Raw genomic sequence first — 26,245 nt, 5'->3', positions numbered from 1 at the left:
GGAGGTATTATGAATTTAAATGCAATTATCCAATTTGTGTCTACAATTTTTCGTGTCTATCAATGGGTCTTGATACTCTATGCCTTACTCTCCTGGCTACCCGGAGCAAGAGAAAGTTCGATTGGACGAATGATTGATCGTCTGGCAAGTCCATATCTCGATATTTTTGATCGCTATATTCCACCCATTGGTCCTATTTCAATCAATGTGATCATCGCTCTCTTCACATTGACTTTTATTGAGCAGGGCGTCATTTGGTTGATTATTACCATTTTAGGCTAGTAAATGAAAGAGTCTATTTATCAGCATTATCGTAAGGAAGAAATTCCTTTTGTAGACCAAGTTTATGATTGGATCGATCAAGTTGACCGTCTTTATACTCCCGTCTTAACATCTTTTTTAACGCCGAGAGAAGCAACTATTCTAAAAAACATTGTTAACGGCCGTGATGAGATGAATTATCATTTAGATGGAGGATATGAAGAAAGTGAGCGTAAGAGAGCCTTAATCTATCCTAACTACTATCTATTGGATTTAGCAGATTTAGAATTAGGATTCTTAGAAATTACTTACCCCATTAAATTTGCTGAACTGTCTCATGGTAAAATACTTGGAACCATTCTCTCAACAGGGATTGAGCGGGGAAGGATAGGAGATATTATCACTGATAGTCAGGCATGGCAGCTAGTAGTTGATTTAAAAATGCAAACTTATTTAATGGATGAAGTAAAAAAAATAGCCAATGTAGGAGTCCATTTGAATCCCATAAAACGAGGGAACCTTTTGCAATCGATTGATGAATGGGAAGAAGCAACAGTCATTGTATCTTCTCTGAGATTAGATAGTTTAATATCTAAGGTATATAATATTTCGCGCCAAAGAGCCAAGGATGCAGTTAAAGCAGGACAAGTTAAAATTAATTTTACTGAGATAGATCGAAGTGATACTTTGGTTGGTATTTCTGATATTGTTTCACTCAGGCATTTTGGGCGCTTTCGTATTCAGTCAGTAGATGGTAAAACGAAAAAAGATAATTTTAGACTATCCATTGATTTGTTAAAAGTATCGTAAAATTTATAAAAAAGGAAGGATCTTTATGACAATTACACCAAATGATATTTTAGAAAAAGAATTTAATAATAAGTTCCGTGGCTATGATCCAGAACAAGTAAATGATTTTTTAGATATTGTGCGCGTAGAGTTGGAGAAAAAACTAGAAGAAAATCACAATTTAACGCGTGATTTAGCAGAAGCTAAAGATAAAATTGACTATTTTTCACAATTACAAGAATCCTTAAATTCTTCAATTATTATTGCACAAGAAGCAGCAGAACGTCTAAAACAAAATGCTCGTAAGGAAGCAGAATTAATTCTCTATGAAGCTGAAAGTGAAGCAGGACGAGTAATTGATGAAGCGAATGCGCAATCAAATGAAATTTTTGAAGAGGCAGAGAGGTTGAGAAGTGTAACGAAAAAATATCGTCAAGAATTACGTCGTTTAATTGAAAATCAATTATCCATTGTAAATAACACTTCATTTGAAGATTTGTTTGATGGTACCGCTTTAACACCTGCTCAGACACGTGAACAAAGATCAGTAACGAGTAATCGTCTGGAAGATTTAGAACAAAATGCTAAGCTTGAAGCCATAGATAGTGAAGAAAATGAAGATTTATCTATGACGCAAGTTTTTGATTTGAATGACTTAAGGGAAATTCATGTGGATGAAAAAGATGAAGATTCTTCTGAGTCTATGAAAACTATGCCTTTAAGTCGTGAAGAATTAGAGGCTTTTGAACGAAATCATTCATCAGATAGAGACTCTGATGAAGCAGAAAAATCTGATGAAGCCTTACATGGTGAAACAATTCGTATTGACCTTCCAACAGAAGACTAATATAATTAAGAAAATTATTGGTAAAAGCTGAGATAGAAACAAGAAGATGGATATAATACATTAGCGACTTGAGGATGGTGCAAGCTCAAGAGTCCCTGTATCTTTCTTTATCATTCTATTCAATGACTAGTGAGTCAAAGTTGACTAGCTAGATCCGCTTTAAAAGCGTTATCATGAAGAGTGAATAGTTTAACTATTAAATTGGGTGGTACCGCGTATTTGACGTCCCTTCTTAGGAAGGGGCTTTTTTTATAGAGAGGAGAAAACTAATGAAATTAAAAGATACTTTGCACCTTGGAAAAACATCCTTTGATATGCGAGCGAATCTTCCTGTTAAAGAGGTAAGCTTACAAAAAGAATGGCAAGAAGCTGATGTTTATCACAAAATGTTAGAAAAAAATATGGATTCAGAACCATGGATTCTACACGATGGTCCGCCATATGCCAATGGTCGCGTACATATGGGACATGCTTTCAATAAAGTTTCAAAAGACTTTATTACACGTTTTCGTTCAATGACAGGCCATTATTCTCCATATGTCCCTGGTTGGGATACTCATGGTTTACCAATTGAGTCAGCCTTACAGAAGAATGAAGGTGTGAATCGTAAAGAACACTCAACAGCAGAATTTCGTAAACTTTGCGAAGCCTATGCTTTAAAACAAGTTGAAGGTCAAAAAGAAAGCTTTATGCGCTTGGGAGTTAATGGAGATTGGGAAAACCCATACTTAACTTTGCAACCTAAATATGAAGCACAGCAATTACGTATTTTTGGACAAATGGCTGATAAAGGCTATATCTATAAAGGTGCGAAGCCGGTATACTGGTCCTGGTCGTCAGAATCTTCATTAGCTGAAGCTGAAGTTGAATATCAAGACGTAAGCTCACCTTCAATTTATGTAGCTTTCAAAGTGAAAGACGGTGGTGGCATCCTTCCTCAAGAAGCAGAATTTATTATTTGGACGACTACACCATGGACATTACCTGCTAACCTAGGGATTTCTGTTTTAGGACAGGCTAATTATGTGCAAGTCGCAGTTGGCGACCGTCACTTTATTGTCGCTGAAGATTTATTAGAAGTAGTAGCATCGACGCTTGAATGGGAAAATTATCCAGTCGAAGCACATTATAAGGGGCAAGATTTTGACCGTTTGACTGCTCAACACCCATTCTATGACCGTGAATCCTTACTAATGGTAGGCGATCATGTTACTTTAGAAACAGGTACGGGATTAGTTCATACGGCTCCTGGTCACGGTGAAGATGACTATTGGATTGGTTTAGAGTATGGTTTGGATATTTTGTCGCCAGTAGATGGCAGAGGACATTTTACAAAAGAAGCGCCTGGTTTGGAAGGTGTCTTTTATTTGAAAGGTCAAAAGCAAATTGTTAAGACCTTAAAAGAAAATGGTAGCCTCTTGCATTATTCAGAATTTGTTCACTCTTATCCGCACGATTGGCGAACTAAAAAGCCGGTTATCTACCGTGCAACGCCTCAATGGTTTGCTTCGATTGATAAATTTCGTGAAGAACTGCTTGATAATGTTGAAAATGCAGTCACTTGGCACCATCCATCGGGTAAACGTCGTATTTATAATATGATTCGTGACCGTGGCGACTGGGTAATTTCTCGTCAACGTGTTTGGGGAGTGCCTTTACCAATTTTCTACGCAGAAAACGGAGAAGCTATTTTAGAATTAGATATTGTCAATCATGTAGCCGATTTAGTAGAAGAACATGGAACGAACATTTGGTTTGAGTGGGAGGCAAAAGACCTTTTACCAGAAGGCTTCCAACATCCTGCTTCGCCAAATGGTCAATTTACAAAAGAAATGGATATTATGGATGTATGGTTCGATTCGGGTACATCGTATGCTGGCGTTTTACAAGCGCGAGAAGATTTAAACTTCCCAGCTGATTTATACCTTGAAGGTTCTGACCAATATCGTGGTTGGTTTAACTCATCGTTCACTACCTCTGTGGCTGTCAATGGTTTTCCACCATACAAGGCGGTTCTTTCACAAGGTTTTGTAAATGACGGTAAGGGTCAAAAGATGTCTAAGTCTTTAGGAAATGTTATTGATCCAGTTGAAGTAATGAATGATTTAGGAGCAGATATTATTCGTTTGTGGGTCGCTTCTGTGGACTATGAAGCTGATGTACGTGTCTCTAATGAAATCCTCAAACAAGTCTCTGAATCCTATCGTAAGATTCGTAACACGCTTCGTTTTATGTTAGGTCTTGTGAATGATTATCATCCAGCTGAAAATGCGGTTCCTAAGGAACAACTCACCAATCTCGATCAATATATGAATGCTAACTTTAACTTGTTTAAAGCGGATATCTTAGAAGCTTATGACAAGTATAGGTTCCCAGAACTTTATAAGCGCACTATGAACTTTATTTCTTCTGATCTTTCAGCTTTCTATTTAAATGTGGCTAAAGATATTGTATATATTGAAGCTAAAGATAGCCATGCGCGTCGTTCCATGCAAACAGTGATTTATCAAATAGTTCATGATATGTTAATTTTATTGACACCATTAATTGTACATACAGCTGAAGAAGCATGGAAAGATTTACCAGCGGTAGATGGTTTTATTCAATTAGCTGAAATGCCTAAGGCAGAACAGCTTGAGCAAGCTAGAGAGATTGTTGCTAAATGGGATGTCTTTTTTAAATTACAAACAGGAGTAAACAAGGCTCTCGAAGAAGCTAAGAATCAGCCAGAACAGGCAATTAAGAAATCCTTTGAGGCAGCCGTTTCACTATATATTAATGAAGAAGATCAAAAAGCCTTCGATTTACTAAGTGATCAGCCTGCACAATTATTTACTGTATCACAATTAAACGTTCAATCCATTAATCAAGCACCACAAGATGCACATTCGTTTGAAGATTATGCCGTGAAAGTTGATTTTGCAAAAGGAGATGTTTGTGATCGTTGTCGTGCAGTAAGACCAGAAGTCGGCACAATTGAAGGAGCAGAAGAACTTTGTCATCGCTGCCATGAAATTGTGAAAGCGGACTATCCTGAATATTTTGAGAATAAGGAATAACTTTATTAAAAAAAAAGACAGGGCCAAAGCCCTAAAAAACAGTGGCGAATTGATATGAGATTCGCCACTGTTTTTGTCGTTTAATAAATAAAAATAGTGAATAACAAGCCCAAAAAGCTGGGGAAATTCATAGATAATGGGCTGATTTTTGTCGTATTTAGGACTTTTTACCTAGTTTCTTTTAATACTCCTAAAGAGTGTTTAAAGTAAAAATTAAAAATCATCAAAATAATTATCTTGTGACGTTTTAGGATTCATAGCTTGTTGTTTTTGTTCATTTGAAATAGCTAATAACCGTTCTTGCAGTTGACTTTCCATTGATTCTAATTCTATTTGAGCGGCTTGTCTTTGCTGTCGTCCTTCAGCTTGAATTTGTAATGTTGTTTCAATCGTTTCGATCAAATCAGCCTGCGTTTTTTGTAAGGTTTCGATATCGATAATACCTCTTTCAGTTTCTCTAGCTGTATCAATGGCCGATTGTTTCAGCATAGCGGAATTGCGACGTAACAAATCATTGGTTGTTTCTGAGACCATTCTTTGAGAAGTGGCAGCGTCTTGCTGTCTCAAAAGTGCAAGGGCAATGGTAATTTGATTTTCCCAAAGAGGAATAGAGGTATGAACAGAGGCTTGAATTTTTTCAGCCAAGGCTTGGTTAGTATTTTGAATCATCCGAATTTGTGGAGCTTGCTGGATAGTCATTTGACGGGTAAGTCTTAGATCATGGGTGCGTTTGTCTAAACGATCTAAAAATTGGTTAAGGTCATGGACTTCCTGCACATCCATTTGGCTATTGCTTTCTTGAGCTTTTTTAATAGCTTGAGGAATCGTTTTGGATTGTAATTCTTCAATTTTAACTTCACCCGCTGCAATATAGACATTTAAAGCCTCAAAGTAGTCTTTGTTCTTTTGATAGAGTGTTTCTAACATCATATTGTCATTGAGTAATTCGTTTTTTTCTCTTTCTAAACGAATAACGACTTTGTCTAATTGATTACCGATTTTTTGATATTTCATTTGGGTATCAGAGATGGAAGTACGGACTTGGCCAAAAACTTTTTGAAAAAGATTAGGTCGACTGGTTAACTCCTTAGGATTCGACTGTTGTAAGGTAGTCATTAAATCCGTTAAAACATCACCGACTTCACCCGTATCTTTAAGTTGGACATTATGTAGCATTGAATGGGAGAATTCTGACAAACGCTTTTGTGCTTTAGCCCCATAGGTGATAACAGCAGAAAGGTTTTTCTCGTCAATCTGCTGGGCGAGTTTACGTGCTTGAGCTTGACGATTTTTACTCAAGCGGTCAATTGTTTTCTCATTGGTAACTTTTTTCTGTGAAAGAATTGAAGCTTTTGATAATTCGCTTTGCAAAGATTGAATGGGTTCAATCTGATCTTCTTCTTGGTCAAAGGGGTCCGTCAGAAGATCATCAATTTCATCAAAAGAAGTGGTTTGAGTTAAATCCTGATTATTTGAGTTTAGTTCATTCATCGCTTTATTCTCCTTCATTATCTAGTTCTTTAAGCTCTTCAAAAGGGTCATCCATATCAAAATTATCCATTTTAGATTTTTTTGAATTTTGGCTGAATCGATTTGTTTGATTATTAGATTCATTATGTAACATTCGGTCGGCTAGTTTCAAGCCATCTTCCAATTCTTGATAGGTTTCGGAGTGAAATTTCAAATAATCCTCAACAATTTCTTGACTCAACTGATCGATTGTTTGGGCACTTTTTTCTAAAATTAAATAGCTTTGCTTATTTTTTGCCACATGTGAATTAATTTCATTATATTTTTCTAATAGATCGTCTAACTGTGGAAGATAATTGATGAGGAAATCAGAAGCATCCAGTCGACGATTGGGCTCTTCAACGATATCTTTAAAGTAATTCTTTGAAACTTTGACGATATTGTGTCGGATTTCAATGGCGCGCATTTTAGCCGTTTTTTGAAAGTTGGCTTCAATATTAATAATCTGTTTACGCGAATCAGCCATTTGACTTCTGAAAGCTTCAATTTCTTGTTTACTTAAGCCTGCTGCTTGATAATGCTCTAGCATGTTGCGACTAGGCTTTTTGTGAGTAGGATGGAAAAATGACTTCCTGTGGGTTTTAAATGTATTCGGTTTTGTTATAAGCGCTAAAAAAGCAACCCCAGCTGAACAAAATAGAATAGCAATGCTTAGATAATATAAGCTAATGGCAGAAGCAGTAAAATAACTCTCTAAACCAATATAGCCATAAGATTGGGATTGACTACTAGCAATAGCCAGACCCACTAATAAGGTGAGGACTTGACCAACATAATAGAAAAACCAAATCCATGCCGCAGAATTTATTTTACGAATAAAGTAAAAGAGAAAGGCTAAGAGAAGCCATCCGGCAACAATAGCTAAAGTGGAATAGACGAGGGCCATTATATAGTAGCTATTATAAAAAATGAATGTTAAAACATGCTCCATCACAATTAAAGTAAGTAAGGCAAGGATATTTTTCTTCAAAGTAACCGTCCAAATATCAGATAAATGATTTCCTTTTTTAACAAAAAGATTGAATTTGCGAACAATATTTAGCAGAGGGCCTGCTAATAAGAATATAAAAATTATATTGATTAAAGCTAACATGATTGCAACCTCCCTTTTCTTAATTTTAGAATACCATAACTAGAAAAAAGTCTTATCGGACTTGAGGCCTATTCTTAAACTTAACCATTGAAAAGACTTGAAAGAAAGAATAGTAGTCGCTAAACTGAGTAGGAATTAATAGCTAAGGAAATAGTTTTAAGAGGTGAAAATTATGAAAGATAAGGCAGAGACAATTTCATTTATCAAAAATAATGAAACACTATCTGTTAACCAAATCTACGATGGGGCCATTTTACAACTCTATCAAAATGAAGTACGTCTACCCAACGGTCAAACGGCAAAACGTGAGTTGATTCATCACCTGCCAGCAGTGGGTATATTAGCTGAAACAAAAAATAATGAAGTTGTCCTGGTTAAACAGTATCGTCCGGCTATTGCTGATGAAATTTACGAAATCCCAGCTGGAATTATCGATCAAGTAGAAGGTCAACTCGAAGAGCCTCTTATAGCCGCCAAACGTGAGTTAAATGAAGAAACTGGTTACGCTTCAGCAGAGTGGATATTTAATTCTAAATTTTATATTTCACCGGGTTATATTGATGAGGCCATATACCTTTTCTTTGCTAAATCCATTGAAGAGGCAAAAGAAAAGCTAGATCAAGATGAAAATGAAGAAGTTTCGCATTACTTATTTACGGCCCAACAAGTGAGGGAAATGATTAATAATGGTGAAATCATTGATTTAAAAACTTTATATGCTTTAAGCATTTGGTTAAATAGTTTGGAGGTTTAGTTATGGGACTATTTTCAAGCAAAAAGAAAAAACACGACGATTATCAAGCTTATTTAAATTATGAGCAAGAAAGAAATGATCGTTTAAATCATCAGCCTTCTTCAAACAACCAAGTGGATTGCTTTGATCGGTCGATCTATTCAGAAGATAGTGAGCTCTACCATGAATTTATTAATCGGGCAGAAGCGATGGATGATTCACAACCTTATCCAAATTATTATGAGGAAGTGACTTCACAATTTGATAGTCAGAATGACTTTGACATGACTAATGAGATGGATGCAGAAGGAGATGGAGTATACAAAGCTTTTAATGAGCAATCAGTTGATAAAGACCAAGCAAGTTCACTCGAGGATTATCACCATCAATCAATGGGGGAAGATATTAGTTCTATTAGAAAAAGAGCTAAATATTCAGCTAAAATTGACCGTTTTTTAAATAATGGCATTATCATAGTAGGTGTTCTATTAGTCTTAGTTTTGTTAATCGCTTTTTTGGCATAGGAGGGGTGGTTAGATGAAAAAAATTGGAATTATTGGTGCAATGGAAGAAGAAATTCGTCTCTTAAAAAATGAACTATCAAATTTAGAAGTTCATAATTACTATGGCTTTGAGTTTTATCAAGGAAGATTGAGTGGTAAAGAAGTTGTCCTAGTTCAATCAGGAATTGGAAAAGTTAATGCTAGCCTTTCAACTGTTTTAATGGTTGATCATTTTGAGGTGGATTTAATTATAAACACTGGAAGTGCCGGAGGTCTGTCACCAGACTTATCAGTGGGTGACTTGGTGATTGCTGATGGTTTAATCCACCACGATGTAAACCTTTTAGTCTTTGGATACGACCAAGGTCAAATGGCTGGCATGCCGACAATATATCAACCAGATGAAGATATCAGTCAATTGGCCTATCGATTGGCTAAAGAGAAAGGACAAACCGCAATTAGAGGACTGATTGCTTCAGGAGATCAATTCATTAGTGACAGTCAACAAGTAAACAATATTCGTCAAGTTTTTCCTAACGTAAAAGCAGTTGAGATGGAATCAGCGGCTATCGCACAAGCTGCCTATATTCTAAAAACACCATTTATTATCATTCGTTCAATCTCCGATAAAGCAGATGAAGAAGCTGGAATAAGTTTTGATGAATTTATTTTATTGGCCGGACGCAAATCAGCTGAGATGGTAATCGATTTACTGAGTAAAATTGATTAAAAAAACTTGCTAATCTTTTATTAATCGGTATAATAAAAAGAGTGTAAAATAATGCAGCATAGAAAAAGAAAGCGCGTCAACAGTTAGTAACGTCAACGTTAATGAGTAACCACGGCTGCACAAGGTGAAAAACTAACTGCACGCATTCGATTTTCTAACCACTTATTTTACTCCAATACATATTTTATGGAGGAATTTTAATGTCACGTTATACAGGACCCTCATGGAAACAATCTCGTCGTTTAGGAATTTCATTAACTGAAACTGGTAAGGAGTTATCAAAACGTCCGTTCCCACCAGGACAACACGGTAATCAACGTAAAAAATTATCAGAATATGCTTTACAAAAAAATGAAAAGCAAAAATTACGCTTTATGTATGGATTAAATGAACGCCAATTCCGCACTTTATTTAATCGCGCTGGCAAAATCTCCGAAGGTAAACATGGTGAAAACTTCATGGTTATGTTAGAGCGTCGTTTAGATAACTTAGTTTATCGATTAGGTTTAGCTACTACTCGTCGTCAAGCACGTCAACTAGTAAACCACGGCCATATTACTGTTGATGGCAAGCGTGTAGATATCCCGTCATATATTGTTGAACCAGGACAAGTAATTAGTGTTCGTGAACGCTCACGTAATTTAGCTATCATCAAGGAAGCATTAGAAACAACAGTTACTCGTTTAGAGTTTGTGAACTTTGATGCTGATAAATTAGAAGGTAGCTTAGTTCGTTTACCATTACGTAGCGAATTAAATGCTGAAATTGATGAAGCCCTAGTCGTAGAATACTACAATAAATTAGGCTAAATCTTAAAGAGATTGTTACATAAGATTGGGAGCTTTCCCAATCTTATTTTTTTCCATTAGAGCCTAAGGAAGTTTTTTATTGAACAATGCCTTTAAAAGAAAGCCTTCAAATGTTATAATGTATGGTGATTATTTATGCAAAAGGCCAATAGGCAGGGGATTAGAAATAAGTAGAGGAGCGAAAAGGAATGAGTATTAAATTCACGGACATCCTGTTCTTGATCATTGTAGCAATACTCTTAATCTATGGATTAATTTATTATTTCCGTACACAGAGAAAGAAAGAAATTAAAGATTTGGAACAACGTAAAGATGAAATGATGTCTATTTCTGTTGCTGACCAGCTCTTTACTTTGAAGAATATGAATCTATCTGGTCAAACAAAAAGAAAATATGAAAGTTTAGTGGCTACTTGGCAAACCATTACCAACTTTCAATTTACTGAAATAGAAGCCGCTTTGGTAGGTTCTGAACAATTTGTAGAACAAATGAATCTAGTGAGAGCAAAAAACGCACTAAATCAAGCACGTGAAATTCTTGATGAAACAGAAATTCAAGTTCATCAATTGCATCAGGAATTAACAGAATTATTGGCAACAGAGGATGAAAATCAAGAACGTTATGAAGCCTTACTTGAACGTTATCAAACTGCTCGCAAAAGTGTCATGAATCATTCTTTTGATTATGGGCCAGCGATTGAAACGCTTGAAAAAAACCTTCAATATTTAGAGTTGAACTTCACTAAATATAATGAACTAACTGCTAACGGTGATCATCTAGATGCTCAAGATATGCTAGATAACTTAGAGGCTGACTTATCGTCATTTGAAGAAATCTTACAAAAAATTCCAAGTATGTACGATAAGATTCAAAGTGAATATGAAGATTCACTTGAAGATATTAGAGATGGCTACGAAAAAATGGTGGCTAGTCGCTTTAACTTTGATAATATTAATGTTTTAGAAGAAATTGATAAAATTCAAGAGCAGTTAAACCAAGCCAAAAACGAGATTAAAAATGCTGATTTAGCTGACGCTAAAACCTTAATGGACAAAGCAGAGCGTGAAATTAATTCCTTATACGATCAGTTAGAATCAGAAATTATGGCTAAAGAATATGTGAATAGTCACCTTCATCAATTGAAGGGACGAATTGAAGCAGTAACTGAAAACAATCGTTATGCAGGAATAGAAGTCGATCGGATCTCTCAATCTTACATCTTACATAATAATGAATTAGACCAAGTCAATGACTTAACCGAAAGAATTCGCTTAGAGTATCAAAAATTCAAAGATATGGAAGTTGATATTGAACAAAATCATGCCGTATTTACTCAAATAGAAAGCAAAATGCGTAAAATCGAGCGTTCTATTGAAGAAATAGCAGATGAACAAAATCAGTTAGTAAAATCGATAGCTGGCTTAACCAGTCGAGAGAAAGAAGCTAAATCAAATCTTGATTTATATGAATTAGACCTTAGAAATATGAAGCGTAAGTTAGAAAAAAACCATTTGCCTGGCTTACATGATAGCTATTATGAATTGTTTTATAAGGTAACTGATCATATTGAGAACCTCTCTCAACAACTCAATCGTGTCCGAGTGGATATGAATCAAATTGATGAGATGGAAGGTAATTTAGAACAAGGTTTAGATGAATTGGAGGCAATGACTGAAGAAACCATCGATTCAGCCATGCTCACCGAATATATGATTCAACATTCCAATCGTTTTCGCTACGATTACCCAGAGGTAGACCAAGCAATTAAAGAAGCGCAATACTACTTCCACCAAGAATTCCGTTACCGTGAAGCTTTGGCAACCATTGAAAAAGTCCTTCGTCAAGTCGATCCAGATGCACCGACGCAAGTTCGAAGGATGTATCATCAAGAAAAACAAATCCGATTTTATTAAAAGTAAAGTCCGAATAGATTCCTTGGTTTTGGGATCTGTTCGGTTTTTTCTTGAGTCAATTGTCGTTACTAAATAGAAGTAAGAAAGGATTACAGATGTTATATTTTGATCATGCCGCAACCACTCCAGCTCGTGCTACTGTTTTAGACACCTACAATCAAGTAGCTCAAAAATATTTTGCTAACCCTTCAAGTGCCCACAAATTAGGTCAAGAGGCCAATAGTCTGTTGAATAATGCTCGGCAACAAATTGCAGACTTATTACTTTTTAAAAGCAATGAAATCTTTTGTACCTCATCAGGGACTGAATCTAACAATTGGACACTTCAAAGTCTATTATCAGCTCACGCTAAGCTTCATCCTAATAGGCGACAAATTATCCTATCAGCTATTGAGCACCCTTCTATTCGCTCGCAAATTGACCACTTAAAAACAAGAGGCTTTGAAGTAATCCTAGCACCGGTGGATCATAATGGTCAATTGGATTTAAACAGCTTTGAAAATCTACTGAGTGATCAAGTATTACTTGTTTCTACTATGTTAGTCAATAATGAGGTTGGATCTTTTTTACCAGTTGAACCATTGGCACAAAAATTAGAAAACTATCCACAAATCCTTTGGCATGTTGACGCTGTTCAAGCCATAACTTGTAGGATGAAAGCTATGCATCATAGTAGAATTGATTTATTAACTCTTTCTAGCCATAAATTTCACTCGGTAAGAGGGGTGGGTCTCTTAGCCATTCGCCAACGTGTTACGAAAGCACCTTTATTATTTGGAGGCGGTCAAGAGTTTGGTATGCGCTCTTCTACTGAAAACCTACCAGCGATTGTAGCAACGGCCAAAGCTTTAAGATTAGCTTGGGAAAACCAAGCAGAAAGTATCAAACACATAAATCATTATCGCACTCAAATAACTCAAACACTTAAAAAAATGAATTGGCAAGTCTTTGGTGGTAGCCAGGAGCAAGTGAGTCCACATATTATCTGTGCGGCCTTTCCAGGTGTGCCAGGCGAGGTATTACTTCAAGCTTTTTCCAATGCTGATATCATGATTTCGACAACTTCTGCTTGCTCAAGTCGTAAGAAAAATGACCATCATACCCTTAAAGCGATGGGCATTGATAACAATTTAGCTAATTCTTCAATAAGAATTTCTTTATCGCAGACAACCAGCCAAGCAGAAGTAGATCAATTAATTAAACCAATCCATGAGATTTCAACAAAGTTTAAGCAAGATTTGAAAGGAGCCTAAAAGATTGAAAGAGATGTTAATTCACTATGGGGAGCTCTCAACAAAAGGGCGTAACCGTAAAATGTTTCAAAATAAAATTGCTGAGCATATACGCTATAAAACCAAACATTTAGAGAAAATTAAAATTCATGCACATCATGATTTCATGCATCTTTATTGGCACGAAACAGCTTACGATGAACTGATTGAAATCATTAAAACAATTCCAGGAATTCAAAGGTTTGAACCTGTTTTTCCTGTTGAAAAGGATCTTCAAGAAATTGGAAAAAAAGCCCTTGAACTTTTTGCTGAGTTAAATGCTCAACCGGGAGATAGCTTTAAAGTAATTGCTAAGCGATCGGATAAGAACTTTGAGCATGATAGTATTGCCATTCAAAGAGAAATAGGGAGCATCATTTTGCAAGCCCATCCGGAATTAACGGTTGATCTGAGAAAAGCTAAACACAAAGTGGTCATATCCATCCATCAAGATATAGCCTATCTTAGTTTAAAAAACTATCCAGGTATGGGTGGCTTACCTTATGGTTCAAGTGGGAAAGGCTTATTAATGCTTTCGGGTGGTTTTGATTCACCGATTGCTGGTTATCAAATGATAAAAAGGGGAATGAAGTTGGAAATGGTTCATTTTGCCAGTCCACCTTATACTTCTTTACAAGCGCTTGAAAAAGCTAAACGATTAACAGCAGTTCTCGCTCAGTACGCCACTGCGATTACTTTTCACGAGGTTCCTTTTGCTCATATTCAGTTGGCGATTCGAGAACATGTTCCCGACAATTTATCCATGACTATTATGCGTCGGATCATGTTACGCCTAATGGATGCTTTGTTAAAAGAGCATAAAGCCCGAGCAATTGTTAATGGGGAGTCGCTAGGTCAAGTTGCCTCACAAACTTTACAATCGATGCAAGTGATTAATGAAGTGACCCATTCTTTAATATTAAGACCTTTAATTGCAGTTGATAAAAATGATATAATAGCAATGGCTGAAACCATTGGAACTTACGATATTTCTAATGAGCCCTATGAAGATTGCTGTACGGTCTTTGCACCAAAGTCACCTTGGACTAAGCCTAGACTTCATACTGTTAAAGAGTATGAGGCGCTCTTACCAATTGACCAACTAGTGAAAGAAGCCTTGGAAAATATCAAGACAAGTGAAATCACTGCTAGTTATCAAAGCGAAGCGGCTACAGCCTTCAATGATTTATTATAAGTTGTTGTCGCAAGAATTCATTAAGAAAGAGGAGTAATTATGACAGAAATTAAAACAATCAATACAAAAAAAGCCCCAGCAGCAATTGGACCATACTCTCAAGCAAAACAAGTAGGAGAGCTACTTTTCTGTTCAGGTCAAATCCCAATCAATCCAGCCTCAGGTGAAATAGAAGCAAAAGAAATAACAAATCAAACAAAGCAAGTAATTGCTAATATCGATGCTCTACTAAATGCAGCAGGATACTCTGCAGAAAATGTTGTAAAAACCACATGTTTCTTGGCAGATATGGGTGATTTCGCCGTTTTTAATGAAATTTATGCTGAATATTTCACATCCAAACCAGCTCGTTCAGCAGTGGCTGTTAAGACCTTACCTAAGAATGTTTTAGTAGAAATTGAAGTAATCGCTAGTTTATAATTTATAAGATATTAAAAAGAGCTGTCTAACGACTGATGTAAGTGGTTGTTGACGGTTCTTTTTTAAAATTTAAAGGAGATTGAAAATAATGATCGAAAATCAGATCAAAGAATTTGCTCAAATCATTCAGAAAAGTCGCAAGATTGTCTTTTTTGGTGGAGCCGGTGTTTCAACCGCATCTGGTATTCCAGATTTTCGTTCTGCAGATGGTTTGTTTATGCAAGAAACCAATTACCAATACTCAGCGGAAGAAATAATCTCGCATTCCTTCTATAAACAACATCCTCAAATCTTTTTTGAATACTACTTTGAGCATTTAGTCTATCCAGAAATACAACCCAATTTGGCTCATTTTTTTCTAAAAGAATTAGAAAACAAAGGAAAAGAAGTGACAGTTGTCACCCAAAATATCGATGGCCTCCATCAAAAGGCTGGTTCAAGTCGAGTCTTAGAACTTCATGGGTCTGTTTTAAATAATTATTGTACGCAATGTGGTAGCTACTATGCTCTGGATCAATTAGAAAAAGATGCTCAGGGCATTCCACGCTGTCCTAAAGATCAAGCGATTATTAAGCCAGACGTGGTGTTATATGAAGAAAGCTTGAATGAAGAGACCATTAATCAATCAATCCAAGCCATTAGTCAAGCAGACCTCATGATTATCGCAGGAACTTCCTTAAATGTTTATCCGGCCGCTTCATTTATTCATTATTTTAGAGGAAATTCTCAAGTAATCATTAATCAGACACCAATTCTAATTAGCAAGCCCAATGCTTTGATTTTTGAAGATAAAATTGAGGCAGTTTTTCAGTTAGTGAAAGATTATTTAGCAAATAATGATTAAATGGCGAAGGCCTTGTTCAAAGCTGTAAAGAATGATAAAATAAGTCCAACTTAAATTTTAATTTGACTAAGAAGAGAAGAGTAATTCATCACCATCCAGAGAGGAAACCTTGCGCTGAAAGTTTCTCGATGAATGAAGGTAGCTTGGAGTCATAAGACATGAGAAATCAACAATAGTGTCTTACGGAGTCTGCTCCGTTAACAAGAAAGAGTGATTAAGCAACTTTTTTACTTGATTAAATTTAGGTGGTACCACGTAATTGACGTCCTATGCAAAGCATAGGATTTTTTTTATGAAAATGAATTAAGGAAGGTGTAACGATGGTAGAAAATACGAAGCAAATGCCAAGTAAGTACCAACCTCAGACGGTTGAAGCAGGTAAATATCAAAAATGGATAGAACAAGGTGTATTTAAGCCTTCAGGAGATTCTAAAGCAGAGCCATATTCAATTGTAATTCCACCCCCTAACGTAACGGGTAAATTACATTTAGGTCACGCTTGGGATGTGACTTTGCAGGATATGATTATCCGTTCTAAAAGAATGCAAGGCTATGATACTTTATGGTTACCTGGTATGGACCATGCTGGAATTGCGACTCAAGCTAAAGTGGAAGAGCGTTTAGCAGAAGATGAAAACTTAAGTCGTCATAATTTAGGGCGGGAGAAATTCCTAGAAAAAACTTGGTCTTGGAAGGAAGAATATGCAACCATTATCCGCCAGCAATGGGGGAAAATGGGTATTTCAGTCGATTATGCGCGTGAACGTTTTACGCTGGATGACGGTTTAAACAAAGCAGTTAATAAAGTCTTTGTTAAACTTTATGAAAAAGGACTTATCTATCGGGGAGAATATATTATTAACTGGGATCCAAAAGCCCAAACGGCTCTATCCGATATTGAAGTGATCCATAAAGATGTACCAGGTGCTTTTTATCATGTTAATTATCCAATGGTTGGTAGTGATGAAGTGGTTCAAATTGCCACCACCCGTCCTGAAACACTTTTAGGTGATACAGCGATTGCTGTACACCCTGCTGATGAGCGTTATCAACATTTGATCGGTAAAAAAGTACTCTTACCATTAATGAATCGTGAAATTCCTGTCGTAGCAGATGAGTATGTGGATCGAGAATTTGGTACAGGTGTAGTGAAGATTACCCCAGCTCATGACCCGAATGACTTTGAAGTCGGTAACCGTCATCATCTACCACGAATGAATGTGATGAAAAAAGATGGCACTATTAACGAATTAGGTGGAAAATATGCAGGCATGGATCGCTTCGATGCACGCAAGCAAATTGTAAAAGATTTAAAAGAGCAAGGCTACTTAGTTAAGATTGAAGAACATACGCATTCAGTGGGCCATTCTGAGCGTTCTGGGGCGGTCGTAGAGCCTTATCTATCTACTCAGTGGTTTGTCAAGATGAAACCTTTAGCCCAGCAAGCTTTGGCTAATCAAGCAACCGATCAAGCAGTTGAATTTTACCCACCACGCTTTAATCAAACTTTCCAAACTTGGATGGAAAATGTTCATGATTGGGTGATCTCACGTCAACTTTGGTGGGGACATCAAATTCCAGCCTGGTACCATAAAGAAACAGGTGAAGTTTATGTTGGCGAACAAGCCCCCAGTGATGAAGAAAATTGGTTAAGAGATCCGGATGTTTTAGATACATGGTTCTCATCTGCCTTGTGGCCATTTTCAACCATGGGTTGGCCAGAAGAAGGTCACGATTATCGTCGCTACTTCCCAACCAGTACCTTAGTGACCGGTTATGATATTATTTTCTTCTGGGTGTCGCGTATGATTTTCCAATCTTTAGAGTTTACGGGTAAACGACCTTTCCAAAATGTTTTAATTCATGGATTAATCCGTGATAGCCAGGGGCGTAAGATGTCAAAATCGCTAGGCAATGGAATTGATCCAATGGACGTTATTGATGAATATGGGGTGGATTCCCTTCGCTGGTTCTTAGCCACAGGGTCGACTCCCGGACAAGATATTCGTTACTCCACTGAAAAGATGGGAGCAGCTTGGAACTTTATTAATAAAATCTGGAATGCTTCACGTTATGTATTAATGAATGTGGGTGATTTAACCATTGAAAATTTAGAAATCAAGCAAGATTTGACACTTGCCGATCAGTGGATTCTTTCCCGTTTACAAACAACAATTGAAGAAGTAAGCCGTTTATTTGAACGCTTTGAATTTGGAGAAGCAGGTAGGGTCTTATATCATTTCATTTGGGATGATTACTGTGACTGGTATATCGAAATGACTAAAGAACAGTTGCAAGATCAAGAACATGATCATTTTGCCACTAAATCAGTTCTTGTTTATGTCTTGGACCAATTCTTACGTCTATTACATCCGATTATGCCCTTTGTAACTGAAGAAATTTGGCAGCAAATTGCTCCACAAGCTGCATCAATCGTTACAGCAGCTTATCCAACCGTTAAAGAAGAATACAAAAACGATATTGCTGAAAAACAAATGCAGGAATTGATTGAAGTCATTACAGCGGTGCGTCAAATCAGAAATGAAATGAACACACCATTATCTAAAGCTTTAAAAATGATTATTAAAGTTCAAGATAAGGGTATTGAAGAAAGTTTAGAAAGTAACCGGGCATACATTAATCGTTTCTGTCACACAGACCACTTAGAAATTGCCGCTAATCCTGAAATAGAAGGAGAAATGGTTACACAGACACTTTCATTTGCACAAATTTTCATCCCATTAGCTGGATTAGTCAAAATAGAGGATGAGATTAAGCGCTTGGAGCAAGAAGTCACTAAGTTAGAAAAAGAAGTCGAACGTCTAGTGAAGAAACTTTCGAATGAAGGATTTGTTGCTAAAGCACCTGCTCAAGTAGTTGAAGGTGAACGCACTAAATTAGCTGAATATGAACAAAGGTTAAAAGCAGTGCAAGAAAGAATTGAAGAATTAAAACCATTAATCTAAATAGTTAGAAAAAGAGGAATCAAAATGACGTTTACAAATGTTGATGAGGCGACTCATTGGTTGTTAAACCAAATCAATCCTATCCCAAGACCTGATATGACTAAAATGTATCAAGCTTTGGAATATGTGGGAAATCCTCACAAAGGTTTACCAATTATCCATATCACCGGGACTAATGGTAAAGGATCAACGGTAGCTTATTTAAGAGATTTACTGTCGAGCCAGGGCTATAAAGTAGGATCTTTCACCTCGCCACATATTGAGCGGTTTAATGAGAGAATTACTTTTGATGGTCAACAAATTAGTGACGAAGCGCTCATTCGTTTAACCAATCAATTGGTTGAATTAAATGATTACATGGAAGCCTACTCTCCTTATGGTCGTTTAATATATTTTGAACTATTTACTATTATGATGTGCTTATATTTTCAAGAAAAAAAACCGGATGTTTGCTTGATTGAAGCAGGAATCGGAGGCATGTCGGATTGTACTAATGTTTTAGACGGAGAGATTGCCGTTGTTACTTCTATTGGTATGGATCACGCGGATATGTTAGGAGACACCTTAGAGTCCGTTGCTCTTGAAAAAGCGGGCATCATCAAGCCGCAAAAAGAGGTTGTCACAGGACTTATTCAAAAAAGTCCTCTAAGCATTATTGATAAATGGGCAAATGCTCGCACAGCTGTCCACCACTCTTATGACCAAACTTTCGGTGTCAAAAATATTAACAAGTTAAGCCCTTTTAAGACTCAATTCCAATTTTGGACTGACAGTCAAGCAATTCCACAAGAAGCTTTTGAAATAAATATGGTGGGAGATCATCAGGTGAGAAATGCGGCCGTTTCTTTGCAAGTATTTATTTCATGGATGGCTCACCAAAAGCAAACGATTGATTGGCCCAAAGCGAGAGAGGCTTTGCAAAAGACAAAATGGATTGGTCGATTAGAAAAGATTTTTGAAAATCCATACATCTTTTTAGATGGGGCGCATAATATGGAAGGGCTGACCGCACTGAAAAGTGTGGTAGATGAGAACTTTTCTGCTTTCGAGATCACCATTATTTATGGAGGTTTAAAGAAGAAAAATCAAGCAGAACAAGTTCCTTTATTGTTGAATTTTCATGCCGAAAAAGTTTATTTGACTTCCTTCCACCATTTCGAAGCTATGAAAGAAAAAGATTTTGCAGAAGTTTTACAAGCCGAATCAATTGTCAATCGTCATAAAGCCCATTACGTTGATGATTGGAAAAGTTGGATGAATGATTATCAATTAAATAATCAAAATAATAAGCAGGCCCTCTTATTAATAACGGGCTCTCTATACTTTGTCTCAGAAGCTAGAGCCTATCTCTTAGCTCACCAAATGATTTAACTTATTGAATAATAGCGAGCACTTTTCCTCCTTACTTCTTGTATTTATTGATACTAGCAGTAAGGGGGAATTCTTTTGTCATCGAATAACTCTTGTATCCGTCAAATGACCCAGCAAGACCAGCCGCGCGAACGTCTCAGACAATACGGTGCTAAAAATTTATCCAATCATGAATTGTTGGCTATTCTCCTTAGAACAGGAAGCAAAAAAGAAAATGTCTTAAACTTAGCCATTCGTTTGCTTAGTCATTTTGAACCACTCAACACTTTAAAAATTGCCTCACTTAGTGAACTCCAATCGATTAAAGGAATTGGTCCTGCTAAAGCAGTTGAGATAAAAGCAGCGATTGAGTTTGGGAGTAGAGTGCAAGATGCCCAATTTAAAAAACAGGGCGTTCTAACTTCAACTTCTCAAGCAGGGCAATGGTTGATTAAAGAGATGGGAGACCTTCATCAAGAACATTTAGTCGCTCTTTTTCTAAATAGTAAGAATGAAATTATCAAAAAACAAACCATCTTTATCGGTTCGGTCAATAGTTCGGTAGCTTGCCCAAGAGAAATTTTTAAAGAAGCGGTAAAATATCCAACTGCAAGGCTAATTATTGCTCACAACCATCCTTCTGGTAATCCAGATCCTTCACAGGCAGATTTGCTATTTACCAAGCGAATGATAGCGTGTGGGGAGATGATGGGGATTGAACTTTTGGATCATTTGATTATTGGAAACGATTGCTATTTGAGTTTGCGTGAAGCGAGTGATTGTTTTATTTAGTTATCTTTAAATGCTAAATGATAAAATACTTGAAAACTATTGAAATAGAATAACAAGCTATGTTAGAATTTAGATATGTTTTTGTAAGGGGTATCATAGTTTGGGAATTCCACTTCGTACCAAGAGCAAGAATATAATTAATACAGGTGCTTAGGCACGAGGAGGATATTTGTAAATGGAACAAGGTACAGTAAAATGGTTTAACGAATCTAAAGGTTTTGGCTTTATCGAACGTGAGGGTGACTCAGACGTATTTGTACACTTCTCAGCCATCCAAGGTGAAGGCTTCAAAACTTTAGCAGAAGGACAAGCAGTTCAATTCGAAGTTGAGGAAGGCGCTCGTGGACCTCAAGCAGTTAATGTTGAAAAATTAGCCTAGACTTTCGACCAATCTAATCTATCGAATCAAAAAATACCGTAAGGGAACTAAATAACCTTGCGGTATTTTTTGATAGCTATAATCGTGCTCAAGCAGTTGTTTAAAAACCAAATGAAATTTCCAAAATTTAAAATTCAGTTGAGCAAAGAAAGGGTTCGCTAGTTTTTAAACTTTTTTTTTGCTATAATTTACAAAGCTATTGCTATTATTTGAAAGGCGGATGAATGCATGGGGATTTTTGGCAAACAGCAAATTGGAATTGACTTAGGCACTTCAACAACCATCATTTACATTGCACGAAAGGGTATTGCATTGCGCCAACCCTCTATAGTAGCAATTGACAAAGAATCAGGAGAAGTTGTTGCCTATGGAAAAGAAGCATCGAAACTAGTTGGAAGAACGTCAAACCGTTATGAAATGATTTACCCCATTCGTAAGGGCGTTATCGCTAACTTCTCAATGACCAAAATGATGTTGGGCCATTTTATTACTCAAGCCTTACGTCATTCCTTCTCAAAACCAGAAGTTGTCATTAGTTCGCCAAGCCAAATTTCTAAAGTAGAAAGAAAGGCACTAATTGATGCAATCAAATCATTAGGAATCAACCGAGCAATGATTGTTGAGGAGGCTTTTGTAGCAGCTCTAGGAGCGAATTTAGCACTTGAAGAAGCAAGAGGAAAAATGATTGTGGATATCGGTGGAGGTACTACCGACATCGCCACTTTATCATATGGCGAGATTGTTGATTCCTTAACGCTTAGTGCAGCCAGTAATAATATGAATGAAGAAATTCAATCTCAAGTTCGCCAAGAACACAATTTAATTATAGGAAATTATACGGCAGAGACTTTAAAAATAGTGATAGGGGAAGCCTTGTATGATCCTAAAGAAGAAAATGATCATTTAATTGTAAAAGGTAGAGATGTTATAACCGGCGTGCCCAATGAAGCCAAAGTATCCACTCAGACAGTTGCAAAAGCAATTGATGTAGTAATTCATCAAATTATTTTAGGAATAAAACAGGTGTTAGAATTAACCCCCCCTGAATTATCTGCAGACATCATGGAAACAGGTATTATTTTGACTGGTGGCGGGTCTTTACTTAAACATCTACCAGAACGAATTGAAAAAGAATTAGGTCTTTCTGTACGAAGAGCCGATTTACCCATCGACTGTGTCGCTATGGGTGCAGGACGTATGTTTAATGAGTTGGATCGTCAATCATCAGCGATTGAGCGGAGTTTAAGATAATTGTTTACTAGTAGAAAGAAGGCAAAATATGCTTAATAATAAGAAGTTAATTGGAATTCTTCTGGGTGGGATTGTCATTAGCAGTTTAATCGCTTATTCTCTTTTCAATGGAACGAATAATGTGGTCAAAACAGCTGTTAATGAAACAATCTCCTGGACCGGCAGAGTATTTTCTGAACCAGTAAGCATGGTGGTTCAGTTTGTGAATTCTGTGGACGATTTAGTCAATACTTTTGAAGAAAATGAAGCACTCAAATCAAAAATTGATAAATCTTATGAAATGCAAGTGCGTATTGCCGATTTGGAGACTGAAAATGAAAAATTACGACAAGAACTTGACTTGTCAGAAACTCTTTCTAAATTCACCAGTATTCATGGTACTGTTATTTCAAGAAATCCTGATCAATGGACAGAAACCCTTATTATCAATTTAGGCTCCAAACAGGGTATGGAAGAAAATATGGCTGTTATGGCTGGAAACGGTCTGATTGGACGTATTATAGAGGTATATCCTTCATCTTCTAAGGTTCTTTTATTAACTAGCAACCAATCAAAAGACGGTATGGTATCGGCTCGTGTTCAAACGGATAAAGATGGATCTTCTGCAATTGGTGTGATCAGTGACTATGACCCGAAGGATAAAGAATTCATCATGACTCAAGTTTTGCCAGATGCTAAAGTAAAAGCGGGAGATATGGTCATTACTTCTGGTTTAGGGGGGGTAATACCAGCCTCGCTCTTTGTTGGAGAAGTTACCCAAACAGAAATGGATGCCCAAGGATTATTCCAAACGGTAAGAGTAAAACCGGCTGGAGAGATGACTGATATTCGATTTGTAACAGTGATCTTACGTGAAGGAGCTCAGCAAGATGAATAATTTTTCGACTAAATTTGGCTATCAAAGAGAAAGAAACATTGTGGGTATTGTTCCACTTGTCTTACTCTTTGCCTTAGTAATCGATTCAGCCCTGCCCTCTATCTTTCCCACAGCCTTTTTAGGAAATGAACAAATCATTGTTTCACATCTACTGCTCTATTTTATTGTAACCTTTTCCTTTTATTTACGTAATACTTCAATTATGATCTATGCTTTCTTTATAGGGTTAATAGCAGATGCTTATAATTCAACCATTTTAGGCCTATACGCCATTCTTTATTTTCTCAGCGCATATTTTATTCTTTCAATCAGGCGTCACTTTCCACGCAACGCTATTATCCATATGATGTTATTTATCGTTTCAATAACTATTATTGATTTCGTTGTTTATCTTTTCTATCAACAAGTAGGACTAAGTAGGCTTCTTTTTGAAGACTATGTTGTGATGCGTTTAGGACCAACTCTAATCTTTAATATGGCCTTAACCTTTTTCATGTATCTTCCTAATCGGTTGCTTGTGCGTTGGTTAGGTTATGATGATCATATTATCTTTTAAAAGAAGATCGGGAACTATTTCCCGGTTTTTTTATGCATTTGAAATAAAATGTTATAATTAAGAGAATAAAACAACAAAAGAGGAGGAATTATTATGGCGATCAATCACTCTTTATTAAAAGATGATTTATATCAAGCGGTAAATGGGGAATGGCTAGAAGAAGCGGTGATTCCTTCAGACAAACCAGCTACAGGTGGATTTATGTCATTAGCCGAGAAAGTTGAAGAAGTTTGTTTGAAGGATATCAACGCGTTAGTTGAAGGCAAACTAACTACTACGGATCCTTTAATGTTAGAGTTTATCAAGCTTTATAAAAAAGCACTTGATTTTGAACATCAAGAGAAAGACAATTTGGCAGAAGCTAAAGACTTTTTAAATAGTATCCTTTCACAAGCAGATTATCAAGCTATTACAGCTAAAATGGTGGAACTATTAAACTATAAATTACCTTCGTTAATTAACTTATCCGTTGAACCAGACATGAAAAATGCGGAACAAAATTGCCTTTATATGGATGTCCCAAGGTTAATTTTGCCAGATACTCCATATTACGATGAAGAAAATGAAAAAGGACAATTTCTTTTGAACATATACCAAAAACAAAGCGAAAAATTATTAATAAGTCTTGGTTATAATAAGGACCAAAGTCAACAATGGGTAAAAAACTGTATAGAATTTGATCGTAAATTAGCTAGCTATCAGAAAACGCAAGAAGAATTAGCGGACTATACCCAAAATTATAATGTACGATCCATTGCTGAAGTGAAAGATTATTGTCAAGAAATTGCAATTGATTCTTTTATTAAGCAGATTATCAAAGAAGTGCCAGAAAAAATTATTGTTACTCAACCTTCTTTTTTTGAACATCTAGATGAAATTGTTCAGTCGGATAATATTGAACTTCTTAAATCTTGGATAATAGTAAGCACAATTAATGACCTATCCGGAGTGTTAGGTGAAGATTTTCGTTTAAAAGGCAGTGAGTTTTCATTGGCTCTATCGGGAACGCCTGAACCGATGAAAGCGAAAAAATTTTATTTTTACCTAGTAAGGGATCTGTTTGATCAAGTGATAGGCACCTATTATGGCAAAAAATATCTAGGATTCGAAGCTCGTAGGGATATAGAGAGCATGGTCAAAGCGATGATTGAAGTTTACAAAAAAAGATTGGAAAAGAACCAATGGTTAAGTGATGAAACCATTCAATTAGCAATTAGAAAGTTAGAAAAATTTAACTATCTAATTGGCTTTCCAAACGACTATCCAGAATATTATAAAGACTTAAAAGTGAATGCAGAGAGCTCTCTTTTTAAAAATTGTTTATCGTTAAAGAGGATTCATCAAAAGGACCATTTTTCACAATACAAGCAAGCGGTGGACCGAGATAAATGGTTGATGCCAGCAGATAGAGTGAACGCCTATTACAATCCCACTTTAAACAATATTTGTTTCCCAGCCGCTATTTTACAAGCTCCTTTCTATAGTCTGGATCAATCAAGAGCGGCGAATTATGGAGGAATTGGAGCTGTCATAGCTCATGAGATTTCGCATGCTTTCGATAATAATGGCGCTAAAATTGATGAAAATGGTAACTTGAATAACTGGTGGGCTGAGCAAGACTTTGAAGCTTTTAACCAAAAAGCTCAAGCGGTGGTTGATCAATGGGATGGTATACCGTTTGGCCAAGGGAAAGTAAATGGCAAGTTAACCGTTTCTGAAAACATTGCAGATGGAGGTGGTTTGACAGCTGCATTAAATGCCTTAAAAAATGAAGGAGAAACAGATTATAAGGAGTTCTTTATCAATTGGGCCCGTATTTGGTGTCAAAAAGCGCGTCCAGAGTATGAATTAATGTTGCTTCAAGTAGATGTTCATGCACCGGCAGAATTACGCGCCAATGTCCAAGTGAAGAATCTTGATGAATTTCATGAAACATTTGAAACGTCAGAAGGGGACGGCATGTGGCTAGCTCCAGAGGAGCGCGTTCGCATTTGGTAATTTACCAAAGATATCTTTCCTTAGATGTTAGACGATAATACATATGTGACATAAAACAAATAAAAATAGGGAGCTTCTG

At 36.5% G+C, this 26,245-nt stretch carries 23 protein-coding genes and 1 other annotated feature; of the genes, 21 read left to right on the top strand and 2 right to left on the bottom strand.

Annotation, left to right across the window (positions count from 1 at the left end; translation table 11 throughout):
• Positions 1–9: 9 nt before the first annotated feature.
• The 4 genes from ACQV2P_RS05245 to ileS all read left to right on the top strand — a co-directional run bounded on the left by ACQV2P_RS05245 (position 10) and on the right by ileS (position 4,956).
• On the top strand, positions 10–282 hold the full coding sequence (locus ACQV2P_RS05245) for a YggT family protein (RefSeq protein WP_428873874.1): 273 nt from the start codon (positions 10–12) through the stop codon (positions 280–282).
• A gap of 3 nt (positions 283–285) precedes the next feature.
• Positions 286–1,071: an RNA-binding protein gene (locus ACQV2P_RS05240; protein ID WP_428873875.1), complete on the top strand. Its 786-nt coding sequence runs from the start codon at positions 286–288 to the stop codon at positions 1,069–1,071.
• A gap of 25 nt (positions 1,072–1,096) precedes the next feature.
• Entirely contained in the window at positions 1,097–1,897 is an 801-nt protein-coding gene (locus ACQV2P_RS05235) for a DivIVA domain-containing protein (protein ID WP_428885108.1), read from the top strand.
• Between the two features lie 269 nt (positions 1,898–2,166).
• The gene (gene ileS, locus ACQV2P_RS05230) at positions 2,167–4,956 is read left to right on the top strand and encodes an isoleucine--tRNA ligase (RefSeq protein WP_428894712.1); all 2,790 of its coding nucleotides are present in this window, start codon (positions 2,167–2,169) and stop codon (positions 4,954–4,956) included.
• A gap of 213 nt (positions 4,957–5,169) precedes the next feature.
• On the opposite strand, the gene ACQV2P_RS05225 is transcribed toward ileS, so the two are convergent.
• Both ACQV2P_RS05225 and ACQV2P_RS05220 read right to left on the bottom strand, forming a co-directional pair.
• Complete coding sequence (locus ACQV2P_RS05225; protein WP_428876021.1) at positions 5,170–6,447, bottom strand: toxic anion resistance protein; 1,278 nt, start codon at positions 6,445–6,447, stop codon at positions 5,170–5,172.
• Between the two features lie 4 nt (positions 6,448–6,451).
• Positions 6,452–7,579, bottom strand: coding sequence for a 5-bromo-4-chloroindolyl phosphate hydrolysis family protein (locus tag ACQV2P_RS05220; protein WP_428885110.1), 1,128 nt, complete (start codon positions 7,577–7,579; stop codon positions 6,452–6,454).
• A gap of 172 nt (positions 7,580–7,751) precedes the next feature.
• Here ACQV2P_RS05220 and ACQV2P_RS05215 point away from each other — a divergent pair, with 172 nt between their 5' ends.
• From ACQV2P_RS05215 to ACQV2P_RS05135, 17 genes are all read left to right on the top strand, one after another.
• The gene (locus ACQV2P_RS05215; protein ID WP_428876025.1) at positions 7,752–8,333 is read left to right on the top strand and encodes an NUDIX hydrolase; all 582 of its coding nucleotides are present in this window, start codon (positions 7,752–7,754) and stop codon (positions 8,331–8,333) included.
• A gap of 2 nt (positions 8,334–8,335) precedes the next feature.
• Positions 8,336–8,836, top strand: a complete 501-nt coding sequence (locus ACQV2P_RS05210) for a hypothetical protein (RefSeq protein ID WP_428894711.1) — start codon at positions 8,336–8,338, stop codon at positions 8,834–8,836.
• Between the two features lie 13 nt (positions 8,837–8,849).
• Positions 8,850–9,545 carry a 5'-methylthioadenosine/adenosylhomocysteine nucleosidase gene (locus tag ACQV2P_RS05205; RefSeq protein ID WP_428891850.1) on the top strand — a complete coding sequence of 232 codons (696 nt, stop codon included), beginning with the start codon at positions 8,850–8,852 and terminating at the stop codon, positions 9,543–9,545.
• 200 nt (positions 9,546–9,745) lie between these two features.
• The gene (rpsD, locus tag ACQV2P_RS05200; protein ID WP_428873883.1) at positions 9,746–10,354 is read left to right on the top strand and encodes a 30S ribosomal protein S4; all 609 of its coding nucleotides are present in this window, start codon (positions 9,746–9,748) and stop codon (positions 10,352–10,354) included.
• 188 nt (positions 10,355–10,542) lie between these two features.
• A complete protein-coding gene (locus tag ACQV2P_RS05195) occupies positions 10,543–12,267 on the top strand; it encodes a septation ring formation regulator EzrA (protein WP_428873884.1) in 1,725 nt (574 codons plus the stop codon).
• 95 nt (positions 12,268–12,362) lie between these two features.
• A complete protein-coding gene (locus ACQV2P_RS05190; RefSeq protein WP_428894710.1) occupies positions 12,363–13,520 on the top strand; it encodes a cysteine desulfurase family protein in 1,158 nt (385 codons plus the stop codon).
• Between the two features lie 13 nt (positions 13,521–13,533).
• Positions 13,534–14,733 (top strand): tRNA uracil 4-sulfurtransferase ThiI, encoded by a 1,200-nt coding sequence (gene thiI, locus ACQV2P_RS05185; protein WP_428875004.1) that lies wholly within the window; start codon positions 13,534–13,536, stop codon positions 14,731–14,733.
• Positions 14,734–14,772: 39 nt separating this feature from the next.
• Positions 14,773–15,153: a RidA family protein gene (locus tag ACQV2P_RS05180; protein ID WP_428873886.1), complete on the top strand. Its 381-nt coding sequence runs from the start codon at positions 14,773–14,775 to the stop codon at positions 15,151–15,153.
• Positions 15,154–15,241: 88 nt separating this feature from the next.
• Positions 15,242–15,997 carry an NAD-dependent protein deacylase gene (locus ACQV2P_RS05175; protein WP_428892774.1) on the top strand — a complete coding sequence of 252 codons (756 nt, stop codon included), beginning with the start codon at positions 15,242–15,244 and terminating at the stop codon, positions 15,995–15,997.
• A 59-nt stretch (positions 15,998–16,056) separates the two neighbouring features.
• Positions 16,057–16,270: a binding site (T-box leader), on the top strand.
• A 47-nt stretch (positions 16,271–16,317) separates the two neighbouring features.
• Positions 16,318–18,963 (top strand): valine--tRNA ligase, encoded by a 2,646-nt coding sequence (locus ACQV2P_RS05170; protein ID WP_428894709.1) that lies wholly within the window; start codon positions 16,318–16,320, stop codon positions 18,961–18,963.
• Positions 18,964–18,987: 24 nt separating this feature from the next.
• Positions 18,988–20,334 carry a bifunctional folylpolyglutamate synthase/dihydrofolate synthase gene (locus ACQV2P_RS05165; protein ID WP_428874988.1) on the top strand — a complete coding sequence of 449 codons (1,347 nt, stop codon included), beginning with the start codon at positions 18,988–18,990 and terminating at the stop codon, positions 20,332–20,334.
• Positions 20,335–20,439: 105 nt separating this feature from the next.
• Positions 20,440–21,105 (top strand): RadC family protein, encoded by a 666-nt coding sequence (gene radC / locus ACQV2P_RS05160; RefSeq protein ID WP_428893424.1) that lies wholly within the window; start codon positions 20,440–20,442, stop codon positions 21,103–21,105.
• A gap of 175 nt (positions 21,106–21,280) precedes the next feature.
• A complete protein-coding gene (locus ACQV2P_RS05155) occupies positions 21,281–21,484 on the top strand; it encodes a cold-shock protein (protein ID WP_428873890.1) in 204 nt (67 codons plus the stop codon).
• Between the two features lie 228 nt (positions 21,485–21,712).
• Positions 21,713–22,735 (top strand): rod shape-determining protein, encoded by a 1,023-nt coding sequence (locus ACQV2P_RS05150; protein ID WP_428894708.1) that lies wholly within the window; start codon positions 21,713–21,715, stop codon positions 22,733–22,735.
• A 28-nt stretch (positions 22,736–22,763) separates the two neighbouring features.
• Positions 22,764–23,612: a rod shape-determining protein MreC gene (mreC, locus tag ACQV2P_RS05145; RefSeq protein ID WP_428873892.1), complete on the top strand. Its 849-nt coding sequence runs from the start codon at positions 22,764–22,766 to the stop codon at positions 23,610–23,612.
• Positions 23,605–24,168 carry a rod shape-determining protein MreD gene (gene mreD / locus ACQV2P_RS05140; RefSeq protein ID WP_428894707.1) on the top strand — a complete coding sequence of 188 codons (564 nt, stop codon included), beginning with the start codon at positions 23,605–23,607 and terminating at the stop codon, positions 24,166–24,168. Before mreC ends, mreD begins: the two co-directional genes overlap by 8 nt.
• A 93-nt stretch (positions 24,169–24,261) precedes the next feature.
• Complete coding sequence (locus ACQV2P_RS05135) at positions 24,262–26,166, top strand: M13 family metallopeptidase (RefSeq protein ID WP_428882124.1); 1,905 nt, start codon at positions 24,262–24,264, stop codon at positions 26,164–26,166.
• Positions 26,167–26,245 lie beyond the last annotated feature (79 nt).

This window comes from Facklamia sp. P12932 (assembly GCF_050409545.1).
Classification (GTDB): domain Bacteria; phylum Bacillota; class Bacilli; order Lactobacillales; family Aerococcaceae; genus Facklamia.
This window is presented reverse-complemented; position numbering and strand designations above follow the sequence as displayed.

Bases quoted from the DNA above. Each gene is read 5' to 3' on its own strand.
- ACQV2P_RS05245 (WP_428873874.1), top strand. From the start codon at position 10: ATGAATTTAAATGCAATTATCCAATTTGTGTCTACAATTTTTCGTGTC.
- ACQV2P_RS05240 (WP_428873875.1), top strand. From the start codon at position 286: ATGAAAGAGTCTATTTATCAGCATTATCGTAAGGAAGAAATTCCTTTT.
- ACQV2P_RS05235 (WP_428885108.1), top strand. From the start codon at position 1,097: ATGACAATTACACCAAATGATATTTTAGAAAAAGAATTTAATAATAAG.
- ileS (WP_428894712.1), top strand. From the start codon at position 2,167: ATGAAATTAAAAGATACTTTGCACCTTGGAAAAACATCCTTTGATATG.
- ACQV2P_RS05225 (WP_428876021.1), bottom strand. From the start codon at position 6,447: ATGAATGAACTAAACTCAAATAATCAGGATTTAACTCAAACCACTTCT.
- ACQV2P_RS05220 (WP_428885110.1), bottom strand. From the start codon at position 7,579: ATGTTAGCTTTAATCAATATAATTTTTATATTCTTATTAGCAGGCCCT.
- ACQV2P_RS05215 (WP_428876025.1), top strand. From the start codon at position 7,752: ATGAAAGATAAGGCAGAGACAATTTCATTTATCAAAAATAATGAAACA.
- ACQV2P_RS05210 (WP_428894711.1), top strand. From the start codon at position 8,336: ATGGGACTATTTTCAAGCAAAAAGAAAAAACACGACGATTATCAAGCT.
- ACQV2P_RS05205 (WP_428891850.1), top strand. From the start codon at position 8,850: ATGAAAAAAATTGGAATTATTGGTGCAATGGAAGAAGAAATTCGTCTC.
- rpsD (WP_428873883.1), top strand. From the start codon at position 9,746: ATGTCACGTTATACAGGACCCTCATGGAAACAATCTCGTCGTTTAGGA.
- ACQV2P_RS05195 (WP_428873884.1), top strand. From the start codon at position 10,543: ATGAGTATTAAATTCACGGACATCCTGTTCTTGATCATTGTAGCAATA.
- ACQV2P_RS05190 (WP_428894710.1), top strand. From the start codon at position 12,363: ATGTTATATTTTGATCATGCCGCAACCACTCCAGCTCGTGCTACTGTT.
- thiI (WP_428875004.1), top strand. From the start codon at position 13,534: ATGTTAATTCACTATGGGGAGCTCTCAACAAAAGGGCGTAACCGTAAA.
- ACQV2P_RS05180 (WP_428873886.1), top strand. From the start codon at position 14,773: ATGACAGAAATTAAAACAATCAATACAAAAAAAGCCCCAGCAGCAATT.
- ACQV2P_RS05175 (WP_428892774.1), top strand. From the start codon at position 15,242: ATGATCGAAAATCAGATCAAAGAATTTGCTCAAATCATTCAGAAAAGT.
- ACQV2P_RS05170 (WP_428894709.1), top strand. From the start codon at position 16,318: ATGGTAGAAAATACGAAGCAAATGCCAAGTAAGTACCAACCTCAGACG.
- ACQV2P_RS05165 (WP_428874988.1), top strand. From the start codon at position 18,988: ATGACGTTTACAAATGTTGATGAGGCGACTCATTGGTTGTTAAACCAA.
- radC (WP_428893424.1), top strand. From the start codon at position 20,440: ATGACCCAGCAAGACCAGCCGCGCGAACGTCTCAGACAATACGGTGCT.
- ACQV2P_RS05155 (WP_428873890.1), top strand. From the start codon at position 21,281: ATGGAACAAGGTACAGTAAAATGGTTTAACGAATCTAAAGGTTTTGGC.
- ACQV2P_RS05150 (WP_428894708.1), top strand. From the start codon at position 21,713: ATGGGGATTTTTGGCAAACAGCAAATTGGAATTGACTTAGGCACTTCA.
- mreC (WP_428873892.1), top strand. From the start codon at position 22,764: ATGCTTAATAATAAGAAGTTAATTGGAATTCTTCTGGGTGGGATTGTC.
- mreD (WP_428894707.1), top strand. From the start codon at position 23,605: ATGAATAATTTTTCGACTAAATTTGGCTATCAAAGAGAAAGAAACATT.
- ACQV2P_RS05135 (WP_428882124.1), top strand. From the start codon at position 24,262: ATGGCGATCAATCACTCTTTATTAAAAGATGATTTATATCAAGCGGTA.